The organism is Okeania sp. KiyG1 (genome assembly GCF_014132355.1).
GTDB lineage: Bacteria > Cyanobacteriota > Cyanobacteriia > Cyanobacteriales > Microcoleaceae > Okeania.
On sequence record NZ_BLZO01000031.1, the window covers coordinates 1 to 18,896 of the forward strand.

Here is an 18,896-nt window from a genome sequence, read left to right on the forward strand (position 1 = left end):
ATTAATTTAACAACTCATGATGCTGGCGGTTTAACAGAAAAGACTTTAGCATGGCTAAAGAAATATCTGCTATAAAATAAGTTAGTTTTCGTAGTTTAATATAAATTTAAGATAACCGCTTAATAATCTGGGGTAACTTGGAAAATGGCAAGCTTCAAATGATGTACAATTCTTTATAAACTGGTAGTTCGCCCCCACTGATTGAGCGGATACAATTTAAGTTAGTTTAGTATGGACTAGCTAACTGAGTATTCATATTGAAGAAGGCAGAAGGCATCTCCCCTACCCACCTTTGAAAGGGGGGAGCAGAAGGAAAAATTGCTTATGGATAGTCAGCGACCGACAACTCCGTGTCCGATAGCCCCAAACAATTTTAGCATCCTGTAGTACGGTAGGGTATTAAACCCGCAAAAGAAAAGATAAATTCTCTGATTAAAACTGCACTTAAACAAACAAAATCTAGAATTTTGATGCCTTTAAATTCAAAATAATTTTCTCTTGACTATACTACTACCCGAAAGTTAACTATATTAATTAGTAATTAAGTTTGTTCAGGATAAAGGCTAGTTAATAGCCCGAAATTATGTTCCAGCTAAATATTCTCAAGTGGATGCAAGAGTCCGCTACCGAGAACACAGAATTATTGATAGAGCAGCTACTAGATATTGGTGCTGCCCTTTCAGATACCTATGATTTGGGCGATCTTTTAAATTTAATTTTATCCAAAAGTCGGGAGATAACTTGTAGTGATGCAGGTAGCGTCTATCTAGTAGAAAAAAAAGGAAATCAACCATCTAGGCTATGGTTCAAGGTAGCGCAAAACGATTCGCTGCCAGATTTTTCTTTCCAAGAACTAGCGGTCAATATGACACCGAAAAGCTTGGCCGGATATGTTGCTCTTACAGGTGAAGGTTTAAACTTATCAGATGCCTATAATTTACCATTAAGTGTACCTTATAAATTTGACAAAAGCTTCGACAAAAATACTGGTTATCGCACCTGTTCTGTGTTAGTTTTACCTATGCAAAATAGGTCTCAAGAAATAATTGGAGTACTCCAATTAATTAATCGCAAGATTAACTCAAATACAGTATTAACAGCGAATAATTCCTTAGAATTAACTCAGCCATACTCTCAATGGGAAGAACGAATAGTAAGTTCTCTTGCTTCTCAAGCAGCCATATCAATAGAAAGAAATCATTTACAAGAGAATATTGAAAATCTATTTGAAGGTTTTGTCAAAGCATCAGTACAAGCAATAGAAGCTAGAGACCTATGTACATCAGGTCATTCAGAGCGAGTAGCAAAACTAACAGTAAGTTTGTGTCAAGAAGTTAATACTATTACCAGCGGGCCTTTATGGGGCATATCCTTTAACGATCGGCAAATTAAAGAAGTTCGGTACGCTGCTTTGCTGCATGATTTCGGTAAAATTGGAGTGCCAGAAGCAATATTAACAAAACGTAAAAAACTTTATGAAGAACAATTAAAGCTGATCGAGCAAAGGTTTTCTGTTGCTCAACGTACTCTGCAGATGGAGTATGCTCAAACTAAGTACAAAGAGTTACTCGGACATTTATCTGACATATCTCAACAACATACTCAAGAAAATTGTCCTCTATGTCAAAAAATTGAAAATCTGGATTTAGAACTAGAAACGGCGATCGCCAAACTTAATGAGTATTGGCAAATAGTATTAACCGCTAACGAGCCAACTATAACAGCAGAAGAACCACTGAAACAACTGAAGCAAGTATTGCTTTACACCTACAAAGACATAGATGGTCAAACTAAGTCACTAATTACACCAGAGGAAATGGCTCAACTGGCAGTCCCTCGAGGCAACTTGACTGTTGAAGAAAGAAAAGCTATAGAGTCTCATGTAAGTCATTCTTACGAATTTCTGAAGCGAATTCCCTGGACAAATGACTTAGAGCAAATTCCAGAAATTGCTTATGGACATCATGAAAAATTGGACGGTAGTGGTTATCCCAGAGGACTAAAGCAAAAAGATATTCCTATTCAAGCCCAGATTATGGTTATTGCAGATATATATGATGCTTTAACAGCAGGCGATCGCCCCTACAAACAAGGTTTGCCTGTAGAAGCTGCTCTTAGAATTATGCGTCATGAAGCAGCTCGGAATAAAATTAATAGTAATTTCTTAGAGCTATTTGAACAACGAGAGGTATTTTCCATATTAGGACACAGCAAATAAATTCAACAATTTAGAATTTAGAATTTAGAATTTAGAATTTAGAATTAGCTCTTCTTATAAATTAACGGGATTGGATCAAAGGATTTTTTTCTTTCTTGGTCTCATGGATATGGCGCAGGGAACCTCGCCATCCCACCCTACGGGAAGCTGCGCCACGACCGCTTTTTTCTCCATGAATGGAGAGGCTTTATACCTGAATTTTTCGGTAAACTCAAAAAAGTCAAAATTTGCACTTAATTATAAATACTAAACAGTGCAAAGTTCTTGGAGTAACTATTGCTAGCTAAGGCTTTGAGGGATTTCAATGTTAGAAAATCTCAATTCACTAATATAGGTTTTGTAAGCCTTTTCCAGTAATACTTTCAGTCTTGAAAGTAAATTGTTTTTCAGAAGAACTTTGTACTCTCCAGATAAATACAGAAATTTAAAATTATTTAGGCTATGGTTAACAGAATAAAAAAATTCTGTATAGAGGTTGTCGAGCAAAAAAAATTGTGATAACCTATTGCTTGCTAGACCTTATAGCAGTTTTCACAAAGGTAGACTACAAAACTTCTACCTTCTACCTTTAAGCCAAAATCTCTGTATTCTGTGTTAATGAAAACTGCTATAAAAACATAGACTATCCAAGACTTATATCTACAAAATGTCTATGTTTTTACGCCATTAGTTTGTGTTATTATCACATACGTCTGCTAAGACCAGAGGATTTTAGCAACGATTATGGAGTGTTTTGCATTCGACTTTTCATAAGGATGAAAACCCCAGAGGGAATCCTAAACTCAATTTGCTTGAGCGGAACATCAACCTTCTTTGCTAGTAGACTTATGGACGGGTGAGTTGGAAAATCGCTTTTAGTCACCGATGAAGAGCGTGTCTAGGATTGTCTAGATTTTTAGAAGGTGTCACTCAACTACCTAATATATTTATGTAGTTAAGCTGATGGTTTAATAATCCTCAGCTTAGTTGTTTGTAAAAATCTTAGAGTTAAATTAAATTTTTAGTAAGAATCCCAGAAAGCTGTATTTGTGCTATGAGTGAAGTCGAACAAACATGAAAATTTGTTCTCAAAGTTGGGAGTATTGATAAGATTGCCAATTTATCTAATTTAGTGAAGAGCTACCTAGACTCTGAGAAAAAATTGGACTAGGTTCAATGTAACTCCTTCTCAATAGTCAAGAAGTTGCAAAGCTCCAAAGCAAAAACTATACTCGCCAATCAAATTTAACTAATAAATATAGTCAAACAGTCTATCTGTAATCGGTGTGAGGATGAAAGGGAAAATGTCAAAAAAATTCTGGAATTGTTTACTATTTAGTCCAGCAGTCTTAGGAGCAACCCTTGTTGCATCCTCAGCCGCTGTAGCTACTGAAAATCAACATAATCTGGCTGTTCAGCCACAAGGTGTAAGTATAGAAACAGAGGAAACTGAACTATTAGCTCAAGTCCCTGGAACAAATTCAGCTAATTCTGTTGCTAATGCACCAGCAACGACCATACGACAAATAAACCGCTACGGAAGAGAGGGTCGTAACCTTCGTCAACCAAGTCTTCGTAATCTTAATAGAGGAAATAGAAGAAGAACAAAAGGTCAAGTTACTTCTGTATCTCAACTTTCTGATGTTCAACCTACAGACTGGGCATTTCAAGCACTACAATCTTTAGTTGAGCGTTATGGATGTATTGTTGGATATCCGGATGGTACTTATAGGGGCAACCGTGCTTTGACCCGTTTTGAATTTGCGGCTGGTGTTAATGCTTGCTTAGATAGAATTACAGAACTATTACAAGCTGCTATAGCAGATACAGTAAGTAGAGAAGACCTAGCAATTCTACAAAGGTTACAAGAAGAATTTTCTGCTGAATTAGCTATTTTGCGGGGTCGTGTTGATGCTCTAGAAGCTCGTGCTGCTGAATTAGAGGCCAATCAATTTTCGACAACTACCAAACTTAGAGGTGAGGTAATTTTTGCCTTTGTTGATAACTTTGAAGACCAAGGGCGATACGGAACGTTCAACGATAATACACAAGACGAAGACCAAACAGTATTTCAATACAGGGTACGTTTGGATTTCAACACTAGCTTTTCTGGTGAGGACTTATTATTTACAAGGTTACAAGCAGGTAATGCTGAAGCATTTAACCAGAAGATAGCTGAAGCTCAGGGACAGCAAACTTTTAATATTCTTAACCGCACAGATGAAACGGTTGAGCTAGATAAACTTTTCTATAAGTTCCCAGTCAGGGATAACATCAGGGTAACAGTTGCTGCTAATAAAGTAAGTTGGTACGACTTTGTTCCTACTCTCAACCCTTACATGGAAGATTATGATGGAGGAAGTGGTTCTTTAAGTGCTTTTGGTCAAAGGAGTCCAATCTATCGTTTAGGGGGTGGTAAAGGACTTGGTATTGAGTATGATTTTGGTTGCAAAGACCAATATGCTTGTGTTTATAGTCCATTCTCTCTATCTTTTGGTTACTTAGCAGCGGAAGGTGAAAATCCTCAGGAAGGAAGAGGTCTGTTTAATGGAGATTATGCTGCACTAGCACAACTAACCTTTACTCCGATCAAAAATTTCCAAATTGGACTTACTTATAATAAGGCTTATTTTGGACCAGGAAATTTTGGATATGATGATGGTGCAGCTACAGGTCTAGGTGATAATGGCAGTTTAAACAGTGGCTTTGTGGGAAGTGGTGTTGCTAACACTATCTTTGGTTTAAATGCTGAACTTAATGACCGCCGACCTGGTTCAGTGAATATTGCCAAGCCAGTTTCTACTAATGCTTATGGTGTACAAATGTCCTGGCGAGCAGCTGATTGGGTAACTATTAATGGCTTTGGTATGTATCTTGATGGGAAACTAATTGGCTTAGGTGATTTTGAACAATGGAGTTATGGAGCAAATATTGCTTTCCCCGACCTGTTTAAGGAAGGCAGTCTAGGTGGTATTGTTGTCGGTCGGGAACCCTATATGAATGAATTACAAGTTCCTAGTGGGTTGGCATCGGGATTACGACAAGATATGTCATGGCACATAGAAGCATTTTACAAGTATCAAGTTACAGATAATATCTCGATTACTCCTGGTGTGACTGTAATTACAAATGCTAACCAAGATGATGATAATGATGAATTAATTATCGGTACTATTAGAACTACATTCCAGTTTTAGTGGTTAGCTGAAGTTATTAGGGTGGAATTCCACCCTAACAATACTTGAATGATCAAATTATATTGATAGATAATAATTAACGACTTATTTTAAAACAGATTACTCTACATTTCTGTTGCCTGTTTCTTCTTTTGATAATTAATATTCAATCAATCAAATCTCGCAAATCTAATATTATGTCCGGATAATTAGCGATAGAACTTAGTTCCGCGCTCCGCGACCAAAAAATTTTATCCTTTTTCTCCTCTTTTTTCTTGCTTCTTCCTTCTTTCTTCCTTCCTGACTCGGTGACTCCTCCATCGTTTATTTATAATTATTCAACCGGACATGATATAACTCAACCAATAGACCAGCGATAGCTCCAAAAGTTACCAAAAAATTGTTGTTTAAAGCTTCCCCTTTTTATACCAATTTCATAAAATATTGCTACAGTGGTTTTCTCTGCTGGTCAGAATTTAGAGATTAATACTGTAACGACCTTTTTTGAATTTGGTATTAGGGGATAATAAATCAAAATTTTCCTTTGAGTCAATCCTCTTCTTTGAAAGGAGAGGTAATTGTTAATTAGGGTTTGCTGAAAAAGTCTTATGGGTTAGGGTAGGAGTCAGGAGAAATGGGGAATTTACAGGAGGTAGAAGTAACAATTGTCCCTCAATTTTTCTGTTCTTAAGTTTGCCTTTTATGCTAATTTTTTGAGGGTTTTAGACTAAAACAAGCGCACTTTTTAGGAATCCCAGAAGGCTCAAACCTTTCCTTTTCAATGGTTTTAGAATTAATCAGCAACCCCTAATAATTAATAATTAATTATTAATTATTAATTGTTGAAATACCTTCCGCATTTTTGACTTTTAGTTTGAGCAAAACGGGATTATGTGACATACTCCCACACTAACCTGACGGTATAGTGTAGGCTTCTCGTTTCACAGTCCCGGTATCCCGTCGGACTCCACGAGCTTTAAGAACGGGATGCCCCGCCGCCCTTTTTGCAAATAAAAAAGCTGCTCACCTAGCGCCGCAATAAGATTTTACATTCCCAACGGATTACTAGGATTTATGGGATATAACCCCATATCCTATTAAATTTTCATGGTTCATCACTGGCGGTTGTTAACTCAAACCAGCTTGGGTCTATCATAACATAAAATTTGTAAATTAATGGGACATCAAGTCCCATTAATTTACCGTCGATTCATCCAGCAAATTTTCAATTATGGTGTGAGGCTTCTCGACGCTCTAGCTAAATTTTCTGATACACATGATATCGCTTGCAGGGAGTTATATTTTGAAACTGAAAACCACATTCATCCAATAATAGTTTAGCCATAGTTTCTGGTAGAAGTTGATAAGTGCAAATTTGCTTTGCTAAGATAACTCTATCCTAAGAAAATATATAGTGTTTCTCAAATTTATCGTGGGGCATTGGGAAGATTTTTTGACTGTAAGTTATGCCATTAGATAGGGTTTGTTCATAATCTTTGTGAACACCTTGAACGCTAAAAATTAACTTTCCCGCATCGTTTAAATGATTTGCCACATTATGGAAACTTTTGATAATATTTTGTACTTTTACCAAATGGCTAAAAAAGGTATATTCTGTTTCGCCCTTGTCGAGAAAATTCCAAACTCCTCCGTTAGAAAAAGCTGCATCAAACTTCCTTTCCAAATCCATAGTTAATACATTTTCATGGTGCAAAGCCACATTTTTACCAAGGCGCTGCCGTGCTTTCAACAGCATACTTTCAGTGAAATCAATTCCTAAAAAGTCAATTTCAGGTAATTTTTTGATTAATTTTTCCGCAACTAATCCTGTGCCAACTCCTAATTCCAAGACAGAGTTACCGAATAATGAATAATTAATAATTAATAATTAATAATTAAGAGTTGATAGTTGATAATTATTCATTTAACAATTCACGCCTTAAAGCCTCCCTTTTAAGGAGATAAAATAAAAAAATCCTTTTAGTCAATGCTATGAGTTTTAAGAAGAGGTAATTATTAATTGTTAATTGTTAATTGCTGAATTTATTTAAGAATATCCGCCAGGACATCTGTTTGAGCATCGCAATCATAATAACCTGTGCTCATCAAAAGATCGTAATATTTTGTAATGCCAGTATATTGATTGATTTGATCTTTACAGTATTTTTTTCATTGGTCAAATCTTAGAGTTATTAATTTAAGAGGTTGCCATACCACTCACACCTACAGTACTTCCCAATAATTTTAATTAAATCATATGCTTAGAAGAACATAAAGAAAAAGAAAAATATATAAACTTCTAAGATTCAGTACATAAGATATGTATAAAATCAAGTAATCATAGCTATTGTTGGGTATACTTATCAAAAAATATAGAAAATAACTTAATTATAGATTCGTTTTAGACTTTTGGTAATAATGTGAAGTCCTGAAAAAGTAGAAAGTATTTTTACATAAATCAACAATAATTTACTTTAGTTGAAAATTCACTTAAAGCCTAGCATAAACAATTATTTTCTATCAAATCAGAAGTAGCCCTAACTATACCATTTAAGGATAAATATATCATGCGTATTGCTCATAATATTACTGAATTAGTAGGTCGTACACCTCTAGTACAATTGAATCGTATTCCTCAAGCAGAAGGTTGTGTAGCCAGAATAGTAGTAAAGCTAGAAGGAATGAACCCTGCTGCCTCTGTTAAAGACCGCATCGGTGTGAATATGATAAATGCAGCAGAGCGTGAGGGTTTGATTACACCAGGTCAAACAGTATTAGTTGAACCAACATCTGGAAATACTGGCATTGCTCTGGCAATGGTAGCTGCAGCTAGGGGTTACAAGTTAATTTTAACAATGCCAGAAACGATGAGTTTAGAGCGTCGCTCTATGTTGCGTGCCTACGGAGCGGAACTGGTTTTGACCCCAGGTAGTGAAGGTATGAAGGGTTGTATCACAAAAGCGCAGGAGATACTTGAATCAACGCCTAACGCATATATGTTACAACAGTTCGATAATCCAGCTAATCCACAAATTCATCGCCAGACTACGGCATTAGAAATATGGGAAGATACAAATGGCCAAGTAGATATTTTGGTCGCAGGTATTGGTACTGGTGGAACTATTACAGGTATTGCAGAGACTATTAAGCAACGAAAGTCTGATTTTCAAGCGATCGCTGTGGAGCCTTCAAATAGTCCAGTCTTATCTGGTGGACAACCTGGACCTCATAAAATTCAGGGAATAGGAGCAGGTTTTGTCCCATCTGTACTGAATGTCGATATTATAGATGAAGTGGTTCAGGTTGCTGATAGTGAAGCAATTAGTTATGGTCGTCGTATAGCTAAAGAGGAAGGTATTTTGTCAGGTATTTCTACAGGAGCAGCTCTTTGTGCAGCAATAAAAGTAGGTCAGCGACCAGAAAATCAAGGTAAATTAATAGTAATGATTCAGCCTAGTTTTGGGGAGCGTTATTTAAGTACTCCACTTTTTCAGGAGCCAGAACAAACTCTAGTTACAGCAGTCGGTTAGTGTCGCTACGCGGAAGTTAAAAGTCAGTAGGGGCGAATGGCCATTCGCCCGTACAAAAGCGAGTGCGTAATTCTGAGGAAACCTCAGAATGTAAGACGCACATCTGAACAGTCAAAAGTATTAATTTGTAATTGTTTTAGGATTTTGTAACTGGTCAGTTATTTCCGCCATCCTGCACTAGATATATTTAATAATGTGGGACTTACGCATTCACGCTACACTAAATTGGCAGATTTAGGTCATCAGGAAAAAGTAACAGGAATACTTAGTTTCTGTGTATTAGTTGATTTGAGTTTCAGTTTGAGAAATGGTCTCAATATATGCCCTCAAAACTATAGTGCTATACATTTGTGTAGTAGTGTTTGATCGGAATAAATGTGTAAGTACCTGACTAATTTGATATTATTTAAAGCTCTGCAAAGACTAAGTATTTTGATGAGAAAATATAATTAGTTTCCGCCTTACGGAAAGTCATTTCAGTTATCAGTTATCAGTTATCAGTGCCTCTGCCTGTTTGCGGAGCATGACCTAGGAAAGTATTGGGATTGAAATATTGAACTTTATTTTTTTTCATCCCCTTGAAAGGGGAGGCTTGAGACCTTACGTTTTGCTCAAATTTAAGCCCAGTTAAAAATTTAGCAAAAGTCATATTTATGGGAAGTTAAAATACCTGATATAATTTTCTACTCACTATTGCTATCTAGAATCTAAAATATTTATTCTACAATTATAATTTTACAAGGTTTGCTTATTTCATTGGCAAATTATTGGTAACAATGAATAGAATAAGTAATGGAGATGTAAAAATTTAGATTCCATTGTAAATATTGAGTAAAAATAGTTTTATGGTAACTGGTGACTATTACAAAACTTTGAATGTTAATCCCACAGCAACTCAGGGACAAATTAAACAAGCTTATCGTCGTTTAGTTAAGTTATTTCATCCAGATGTTAATACGGAAATAGCAGATCGTGAACGTATTATTAGCATTAATGAGGCTTATGAAGTATTGGGCGATCCCCAACGTAGAAAATCTTATGATCGACAATTTAATCAATACGACCGGAAATATACGAATACTAAGCAAAATTACCAGAAGCACAATAAAAGAAGTAAAAATGCAGATGAACATCTACAAAAATGGTTAAATCAGGTTTACAAACCAGTCAATAAAATTCTGATTCAAATCTTAAAACCTCTAAAAAAGGAAATTGATTATTTAGCAGCCGATCCGTTTGACGACCAATTAATGGAATCATTTCAAGATTATTTAGAGACTTGTCGGCGTTTGCTTAAAAAGGCTCATAATTTATTTATTTCTCAGCCAAACCCATCTAATTTTGCAGGAGTAGCAGCTCATTTATATTATTGTTTAAATCAAGTTAGTGATGGAATAGAAGATTTAGAATTGTTTACTCTAAATTATGATGATTATTATTTACATACAGGTCAAGAACTATTTAGAATTGCTTCTAGATTACGCCAGGAAGCACAAGCAGGAATAGATGGTATTTTATAATTTTATTTATTGTTTAGTATAGAGTGGAAGTGTCATCCCAATTTGATAAATATTTACCACACATCATCAAACATTTATTATAACTACTTTCTCTTGATAGAAGCTGCTATAAATCCTAGACTTCAATATAACTTTTCTTTAGTTAAGCGTTCCCTAACTATCAGATATTTTTGACACAACTGCGTTGAGGATTACTATATTCTTTTATCCAATAGTATTTAGATATTATAGTAGCTCATTACGAAAATTGATCTCTAATTTTTGCCATTTTTTTATAGACTAAAAGTTAGTTTCTGGAAATGTCTACTTTTTCCATTTAACATGAAATCCGTTTATACAATTGTCCTACTCTATACTTTATATTAATGTAGACATAAAATTCCAGAATATCCCTAGATAATTCTCACTCTCATCCTTCCTTTCTCTTTTCTCTTTTTTCTTTTCTCTTGACTACTAACCACTGAATTCTACGATAATATCATGTCTGGATAATTAGTGATAAAAAAACTTTCTCCTTCTCCTGTTATACCCATTATCAAAAGCAATGCTATACTTAGTAACACTTCAGTTATTAAGTAGTTAAACTATCCTAATAAATTTTTTGCTAATTTGAGTAGATTTAATATGGATTATTATTATTTTTACTTCCCCCCCTGGGAGGGTTAGGGGTGGGTCCCCTACTCAAGAAAATGTAGAAAAGTTTTTGAGAAATGGTATAATACCAATTCCCATGCATTAATGTTATACTTCAACAGTCAAATATTTACCAAGATTCAAAGTCTTTTTTTGACAATTATTAGTCGGTTAGTAATTATTTTTCCTACTTTTAACCCGGCATTGCATAATTGCGGGATGATTTTGTCACCAGAGCAGAAACCATAATCCCCGTGTCCGGTGTGTCCCCGTGGAGCGCTGAAATCATCCCAGTATTCAGCAACACCTTAACCCCTCCCCCCACCTCCCATGCTTCCCACACTTCCCCACCTAGGGTCTGTCATCAATTAGAACTATAAGCTTTGTGAGTCAAGGTTTTTAGCGTCTGGAGTCTTTCCAAGCCAAAAGTTCAAAACTCTTGCTACATAGCACTTTCAGATTTAATTGATGACACGCCCTAAATCATAACATAGCATTCTTGCGTGAGAAATACTATTATTTCTTCCCTCCTGACTCCTGACTTCTGAATTATGACTTATGACTTATGACTCCTCTTTATTTAAATACCAAAAAGAGTTTGAATCCGATTTCTAATCTTGGTAAAAGGAGTATTTTCTGAAGAACTAAGATCGAGTAATCCTAATTCTTGTAATGCCTGTTGGCGTTCAGAAAGCTTTTGAGAAATATCAGTAGCCAAACTAGGAGATTCTTCTAATAATCTTTGTAAATCATGTTGTTCTATGACAAACAAAATTGAATCTTCAACAGTTTTTACTGTAGCTGTACGAGGAGAACCCAATAATAAAGACATTTCACCAAAAAATTCTCCTTCGTGAAGAGTCGCAATATATTTACCAGTTTTTTCAGAAATAACCTCAATAGCACCAGAAAGAATAATGTAAAAAGAATCTCCAACATCATTTTCTCTAAATATAATTTGCCCTTCAGGAAATAACTGCCTATAACCATATTCTATTAATTTTCTGAGTTTTAAATCAGTAAGACTTTCAAAATAAGTAACTCTTCTGAGTAGGTCTCGCAAAGTCCAATTATTTGGTGATTTTAATGCTGATTTTTTAGTTTTAGGTTGAATACTACTCTGTTTCTGCTCAGAAGAAACACTCTTTTGGGAAAACACTTTACTTTCGCTAGTATTAGTAACAATACTATTGTTAAGTAAGGTACTCAAATCTTGTGGATTTTTTAACCACAAATCTCTCTGAGGAAAGGGAATAACTATATCCTGCTGAGTCAATTCATGCTCAATTAAAAAATTCAAAGAACTTTGAATTATATCGCTATCTTGAGGGTGTTCAATCCAAACTAATAACTCAAAATCTAAAGAACTATCACCAAAACCTTTAAACCATACTTTAGGAGAAGGACGGTTTAATACACTCGCTTCTGCCCGAGCAGCAGCTAATAATGCTTCCGTTACTAACAGTGGATCGCTACCATAAGCAACTCCAACTGGCATACGAAGACGACTTTTAGGATCTTTATAACTCCAGTTAATAATATTATTTTCTACAAATTTTATATTAGGTACAATTACAAATATGCCGTCAAGAGTACGGACAATTGTAGATCTAATAGAAATATTTTCTACTGTTCCTAATAAATTATCTACTTCAATAAAATCTCCTACCTTAATAGGCTGTTCAAATAAAAGTGTTAAACCACTAATAAAGTTACTAGCAAGATTTTGTAATCCAAAGCCGAGTCCAATACCTAAAACTCCTGCTAAAACTGTAATGGTTCTCAGATCTATACCAGCTCTTTGTAAAACAATTAAAATTCCTAAAGTGGCGAGTATATAGATAATAACTGAGGCGATCGCTTCTTGATTACCTCGGTCTAAACCCATACGAGTTAGTAGTAATCTCTTGATTCCTTCTCCAATAGTACGAGCAATAATTAAGACTGCTACAGCTAATAGAATTAGTCTGACAATAGCGCTTATAGAAAGATGATTATCTCCAATATAAAAAGTGGAGTTGTTAATGCTCTAGATAAGTTTTGAAACCATTGTTTCCCTTGTAAAAAAACCAATTCATACTTGTTGTAAAACTATTTTTACTTTTAGATTAAAAACTTACAGCAGTTGGCTGCTTTATTAAGTATATATATTTCGAGTTTTAGAGAGCAGGGAGCAGAGCAGTTGTTAGTATTTCATCTATATAAATTAATTCTAGAAAATTAAGTGAATTAAAATTTAAAATTATTATTATAATGGTTTAATTAGAATTTCGTAAATAATAGTTATATAGGAGTAAACACAAGAATAGAGTCTAGTATTTTTAGTGTAGATGAATTACAAAATTTAAGGTTGTATGTAACAGGAAATCTGGAAAAGTCCAATCCACTTCACACTTCTTGGAAAATCCTGTATAAATTTTTCTGTATGTATATTTTCTACTATGAAAAATTCTCTATCAAATAAATTTGAAAATAGCAATAAACTACCTCATATTCGCAAGCTATACCAAGTAGTAATATCATGTCCGCTTGAATACTTATACTTTGAAAGAGGGAAGGCAGAGGGCAGAAGGCAGAAGGCAGAAGGGAATATTGATTTAAAGATAAAAAGTTTTTGTTTGCTGGCGCACAACTACGTTAACGCCTCAACGGAACGGAGTTCTATCGTTAATTATCCGGACATGATATAATAATATTATTTTAATGATTTTCTATCCATTAATTTTTAATTTCACTTACAGCATATTCCACTAGGGGTGAGGTACACTCATCCCGGGCAAGATGACCGCACTTTCATTTATTTAATTGTTAATCTCTGTACTTCATATACGAGCGAATGTGCTGTATCTACCCTCGTTAAGGTAGAGCTTTTTTAATATAAAAGAAGAAAAACAATAACATTTTTTTAACTCCCCACTTAATATTAAACCATTGAAATAGCATCAATAGGTTATTCACAATTTAAATTGTTAATGTTGTCTGATGGGAATATGGATAGATAGCAAATATTAAAGGCTTTTACACTGAGCTTAAAATAGGAGCGAGAGTTTTAAATATTGATTAATTTTTTCCTTTTTCTATCCAGATTTTTCTTTGTCTTTAGTTCTTTTACAGCATATTATAGCAAAAAGTTGGCTACAAATTTCTAGCATTCAAGTTAGGAGGGCTATAGGATTGACGACATACATAAATAGGAGTTGGGAATGTATAGCTATTAACTATTTTTTTTTAATATTAGACATCTTCTCCAAAAGAGGGAGTAGGGAGTAGGGAGCAGGAATTAGGGAGAAAGAATTGATGATTTATGTGGGATGATTTATTTTATTTTTTATTATTGGAGATGTCTATTTATTATCTGTTTTTTGCCTGTACCAGAACTATTTTAATTTCTTAGTAATAATAATGAGGGTTAATTTTTAGTCTCATAAAAATCATTTGAAAAGTATTTTGACCACTTAAGAGTATTTGTGACTTTATTTAAATTGATATTAAGTTCTAGTTATCTATAAGCACTACACAAATACGCTCTTGAAATTCCTATTTTCTCTGCTCCCTCACAGAAATTCGCTACTAGATGGGTCTGTCGCACCTTATGAGGTCGCACCGCTCCCTGTTCCCTGAAAACTGACAACTGATAACTGAAATGGCAACCAAAATTTACTGTCAAACGCCAAAAGACCTAGTGCTAATAGATAAAATTTAAGTATTAGCCAGGAAAAAATTACCTGGCTAAACTAATAAAAAAGTATCCTTTAATTTAAATTACTTTAAAATTGTTTTGGAAACAATTCTAGTTTTTTTCCTATCTGCTTCAGAAAGTTCTTCTCCATCTTGTAAACGAGTAGCACTGGTTTGTAAAACAGTTGCTGCCCCTGTATCTCCCATTTGTAATGCTGTTTTAGCAGCCGTTTGTAACATCGTAGCAGCACCCGAACGATCGCCTTGCTGCAATTTTGTTTCAGCTATTTGAGTTTGCCTATATTTTGCTAAAGCTAAAATATGATTTTGTATTTCAGAATTAATTTGAGGCTGATATTTTTGCATAACATTAGCTTCAACTAATATAGGTTCAGAAAGTAAATCTTCCTTACTTTGAGCAGGGTCATCATAACGAACTTGTAATTGAACTATCGCTTGTTTTCCTTCAGGTAATTGCCCAATATAAAGATTAACTAGAACTACTCTTTCTACATCTTTCATTAAATCTCCCAGTCTAACCATAAAGCGGTCGTTCTCTTTTTGTACGGGCAATTCAATAGTATCTGGTGCTACTTGTGCAATAGGTTTAAGTTCTGCTAATCTAACTCTAGGCATCAAAGATAATCGCAAATAAGAATTAGTAAGTCCCACAGATTGAATCCGATTAAACAGTCTACCAAATTCCTCTATTGCCTGTTCTGGACGTTGAATATAAGCAAGAGTCCCCCCACCTGCATCAGCTATTTTTTCCAGAACATCTTGATTCCAATCATCACCAAATCCCAGGGAATTTAGAGTCATACTATAATCAGTAGCCAACTTTGCTAACTTAAGACAACGGTCATTATCCCCATGTTCATTTTCCCCATCAGTTAATATAAAAGCTTGGGAAATAGAATCTTTTTGGCCTTTATCTAACTCTTCTATTCCTAACTTCAAACCCTCATCAATAGCTGTACCACCAGAGGATCTTAATCTGTTAATCTCACGCTTAATACTAGCAGGGTCATTAATAATTTGATTAGAAACAATCACTTTAGCTCTATGGTCAAAAGCCACAACTGAAAGGCGATCGCCCTCCTTCAATTTATCTACAAGTTGTCCTGCTGCTTGTTTGACAGTTTCCAGCGGTCTTCCTTCCATAGAACCACTATGGTCTAAAATCAAACATAGGTTTAATGGTACATTTCTTTCTAACTCATCAGCCAGAGCCGAAATAGATATGGCCAGTTGACGTTGAGATGAAGATTGAGTGGCATCAATATTGGTATCGTTAAGAACTGAATGTAGATTAACTTTCATAGATATACTAGAAATTTTACCTAAATAACACGAGAGCATGAAAGCCATCGTCTTTTAACCGATGGATCAAAGGCGACTCGTCGGATTTTAATCCGATGTATTTTATTTTACCGAAAAGCAACGTTGAAGGTCCCCATGTTTGAACCGGGGGGATGAAAACAAGGGAGTCCTTTGGACTAGACAACTTTAGTTGTCCTCTGTTACCATGATCAACAATAAATTTTCGTTCCGCCCGTTTCAAATGTACTCTTGTCAGCAAGTTTTAGTTGCTCAAAATTCTGAATTAATTGCTATCTTAACATTCTTATGTGAACAGTCTCACAAGCTAACTAACATGGGAATATATTATGTCAGGCAACTATATTTTAAGTCTCAAAAAGTCATTAGTAAGTATGACGCAGGAATTGGTCTACAAAAAGAACTATTATTACAAAGTTTTACATCTCTCTTGCAGCACAACAAATATTGAGAACTGTAGCTAAATCATTTAGGTCTTCAGGATGGTCTTATTATTGCCTACAGTGAAGGAAAAATTTCAGGCAGACCAAGGATTCCTAACTACAGAAAAAAAGGGGGAATGGCTACAGTTTTCAAGCATTAAAACTTAAAGGCAATCAAATTGGAGTGCCACTAGGTAATACCTGTAAACGCTGGTTTGGTTTGGATTGCTTTTTAATTTAAATGCCTAGTATAAGAGCATTTTCTACTCTTAAATAACTGAGAATATTACCGAGAAATAGATGTTTTTATTGGGATTTATCTATGAAAAATAAATAGTAGTTAAACCTCAATTAAATCAAGAAAATGTATTAGGAATAGACCACGGTTTCAATAATTGGTTGACCAAAAAATAAGGTCAATAGCCTCCCCTTGAAAGGGGATGAAAAAGCGGTCAAAGAAATAATATTTCCTTATATTCAATTCCGTAACGGTTAAAACCCGAGGTAATTATCCATTATCCATTATCCATTAATAAATGGTTCCTTATTTATACAGTTTAAATGCTTCACCTAGATGTTGAAAAGCACATTTTAAAATGCGGGATGAATAATTATTTTTTCAGGCATATTCTCGTTGCTTTTTGACATAGTTAGTAAAGACTTTTTTAGCTTCTAAAATGCCTAATGTGTAACTCAAGCTAACTTTCTGACCACGCTTATTAACTTTGGTCATGGCAGAAGTTCCATTGTAAGCATTCAGCTATTAGCGGTCAGCTGTCAGCTTTTAAAGAATGAAGTAAAAATTCGTTTAACTTATACTATATTTTCGTAAGTATTTCCTGCGGAATGCTGCGCAAACAGCTATTAGTAGTCAGCTCGATCGCAATAATACCCTGCTTTTAAGGACATAGTTTAAATGAATATAGGCTTTAACAACTTTTGTAGTAAGATTAATTCTAGCTCAATTAATGCAGCTTTAAAGCTACACGAAAAGCAATAGCTGATAGCTGAAGTCCGCAGTTCCGACCATAGGAGGCTAGCTGACGGCTGAATGCTTACGTTCCATTAACCATACTGAGGCCATAGTTGTCAACAAAACGATCACGGGCCAGCACATTGAGCTATTTTTGAGCGCTCCTGATTACTGAGTTTTAATTCAAATTTTTTGGCGTACAATCAAATTGCCTGCAACCACATTTTCGGCGTTGGTAAATTAAGAGATAAAACTTTAAAAGTAATCTGTTTCTAATACCTCTAAATATTTGACCAAAGTAAGTGACGGGTATCACCCCTAGTAGAAAATCATCTTACCAATTACCAACGCCACATTTTCAAATATTTTTTGTGGCTAAGTCAAAAAAATCCCTTTTTTTTTCAGTTATTGCCGGAAATTGCCATAGATATTGATACTAGCAATCAGCTCCTTCAAAAGTTAATGACGAGGGGATCTACATCTAGATAAGAAAGCCAATCTCTGCTAGCTATATTAATCTACTAATACAATTAATGGTAAATACGCCATTTTTACCAAATAATTATGGTACAATCCACACCTAGACAAAAAAACTTGTTTTTGTTACTAATATTTCAGAGTATTATAACTGAATTAAAAAAAATGGCTAATATTAATCATACTCGCTACAATAACTCTACAACACGCTAACATAATTTAAAGATAGTACAATCATTGTTAGGAATTATCTAATGAACTCACAAATAAAAGCAGTTCAAGCAGGGAGTTACTACGGAGACACCTCTTTTCGGACACCACCCCCTGATTTAGAATCTTTAATGTTAAAAGAACGAATCGTTTATTTAGGGTTGCCACTATTTTCATCAGATGAAGTAAAAAGAAATGTAGGTATTGATGTTACCCAGTTAATTATTGCTCAACTACTTTATCTACAATTTGATAATCCAGAAAAACCAATTTATTTTTATATCAATTCTACTGGTACTTCTTGGTATACAGGAGACGCAATTGGTTTTGAAACAGAAGCATTTGCTATTTGTGACACCATGAGTTACGTTAAACCACCAATTCATACAATATGTATTGGTCAAGCTATGGGTACAGCAGCAATGATTTTATCGGCAGGAACAAAAGGATATAGGGCAAGTTTACCTCATGCTACCATAGTTCTTAATCAAGCTAAAACAGGAGCTAGAGGTCAAGCAACAGATATTTCAATTAGGGCAAAAGAAGTTTTAGCTAATAAGACAACTTTTTTAAATATTCTTTCTAAAAATACGGGTCAATCAATAGAAAAGATTGCAAAAGATACAGATAGAATGCTCTATATGACACCCGAAATAGCTAAAGAATATGGTCTAATAGACCAAGTTTTAGCAAGTAGAAAAGAACTACCAAAACCACTACCCGCTGCTGTTTAAGTTCT

The 18,896-nt window shown here is 34.8% G+C and carries 9 protein-coding genes; 6 read left to right on the forward strand and 3 right to left on the reverse strand.

Annotated elements, in window-relative coordinates; all coding sequences use genetic code 11:
• Window positions 1–583: 583 nt before the first annotated feature.
• A complete protein-coding gene (locus SAGCYANO_RS04335; RefSeq protein WP_202218953.1) occupies window positions 584–2,218 on the forward strand; it encodes an HD domain-containing phosphohydrolase in 1,635 nt (544 codons plus the stop codon).
• Between the two features lie 1,283 nt (window positions 2,219–3,501).
• On the forward strand, window positions 3,502–5,394 hold the full coding sequence (locus tag SAGCYANO_RS04340; RefSeq protein ID WP_202218954.1) for an iron uptake porin: 1,893 nt from the start codon (window positions 3,502–3,504) through the stop codon (window positions 5,392–5,394).
• A 1,378-nt stretch (window positions 5,395–6,772) separates the two neighbouring features.
• Here the strand turns inward: SAGCYANO_RS04340 and SAGCYANO_RS04345 are convergent.
• Window positions 6,773–7,222 (reverse strand): trans-aconitate 2-methyltransferase, encoded by a 450-nt coding sequence (locus SAGCYANO_RS04345; protein ID WP_202218955.1) that lies wholly within the window; start codon window positions 7,220–7,222, stop codon window positions 6,773–6,775.
• Between the two features lie 718 nt (window positions 7,223–7,940).
• Here SAGCYANO_RS04345 and cysK point away from each other — a divergent pair.
• Together cysK and SAGCYANO_RS04355 are read left to right on the forward strand one after the other, a co-directional pair.
• Window positions 7,941–8,903 carry a cysteine synthase A gene (gene cysK, locus SAGCYANO_RS04350; protein ID WP_202218956.1) on the forward strand — a complete coding sequence of 321 codons (963 nt, stop codon included), beginning with the start codon at window positions 7,941–7,943 and terminating at the stop codon, window positions 8,901–8,903.
• Between the two features lie 845 nt (window positions 8,904–9,748).
• On the forward strand, window positions 9,749–10,423 hold the full coding sequence (locus tag SAGCYANO_RS04355) for a J domain-containing protein (RefSeq protein WP_202218957.1): 675 nt from the start codon (window positions 9,749–9,751) through the stop codon (window positions 10,421–10,423).
• Between the two features lie 1,213 nt (window positions 10,424–11,636).
• Here the strand turns inward: SAGCYANO_RS04355 and SAGCYANO_RS04360 are convergent.
• Both SAGCYANO_RS04360 and SAGCYANO_RS04365 read right to left on the reverse strand, forming a co-directional pair.
• Window positions 11,637–12,944 (reverse strand): cyclic nucleotide-binding domain-containing protein, encoded by a 1,308-nt coding sequence (locus SAGCYANO_RS04360; RefSeq protein ID WP_237395775.1) that lies wholly within the window; start codon window positions 12,942–12,944, stop codon window positions 11,637–11,639.
• Window positions 12,945–14,818: 1,874 nt separating this feature from the next.
• Entirely contained in the window at window positions 14,819–16,057 is a 1,239-nt protein-coding gene (locus SAGCYANO_RS04365) for a VWA domain-containing protein (RefSeq protein ID WP_202218958.1), read from the reverse strand.
• Between the two features lie 241 nt (window positions 16,058–16,298).
• On the opposite strand from SAGCYANO_RS04365, the gene SAGCYANO_RS04370 reads away from it, so the two are divergent.
• Window positions 16,299–16,526, forward strand: coding sequence for a hypothetical protein (locus tag SAGCYANO_RS04370; RefSeq protein ID WP_202218959.1), 228 nt, complete (start codon window positions 16,299–16,301; stop codon window positions 16,524–16,526).
• A gap of 1,675 nt (window positions 16,527–18,201) precedes the next feature.
• Window positions 18,202–18,891 (forward strand): ATP-dependent Clp protease proteolytic subunit, encoded by a 690-nt coding sequence (locus tag SAGCYANO_RS04375; RefSeq protein WP_202218960.1) that lies wholly within the window; start codon window positions 18,202–18,204, stop codon window positions 18,889–18,891.
• Window positions 18,892–18,896 lie beyond the last annotated feature (5 nt).

Bases quoted from the DNA above. Each gene is read 5' to 3' on its own strand.
- SAGCYANO_RS04335 (WP_202218953.1), top strand. From the start codon at position 584: ATGTTCCAGCTAAATATTCTCAAGTGGATGCAAGAGTCCGCTACCGAG.
- SAGCYANO_RS04340 (WP_202218954.1), top strand. From the start codon at position 3,502: ATGTCAAAAAAATTCTGGAATTGTTTACTATTTAGTCCAGCAGTCTTA.
- cysK (WP_202218956.1), top strand. From the start codon at position 7,941: ATGCGTATTGCTCATAATATTACTGAATTAGTAGGTCGTACACCTCTA.
- SAGCYANO_RS04355 (WP_202218957.1), top strand. From the start codon at position 9,749: ATGGTAACTGGTGACTATTACAAAACTTTGAATGTTAATCCCACAGCA.
- SAGCYANO_RS04360 (WP_237395775.1), bottom strand. From the start codon at position 12,944: ATGGGTTTAGACCGAGGTAATCAAGAAGCGATCGCCTCAGTTATTATC.
- SAGCYANO_RS04365 (WP_202218958.1), bottom strand. From the start codon at position 16,057: ATGAAAGTTAATCTACATTCAGTTCTTAACGATACCAATATTGATGCC.
- SAGCYANO_RS04370 (WP_202218959.1), top strand. From the start codon at position 16,299: ATGTACTCTTGTCAGCAAGTTTTAGTTGCTCAAAATTCTGAATTAATT.
- SAGCYANO_RS04375 (WP_202218960.1), top strand. From the start codon at position 18,202: ATGAACTCACAAATAAAAGCAGTTCAAGCAGGGAGTTACTACGGAGAC.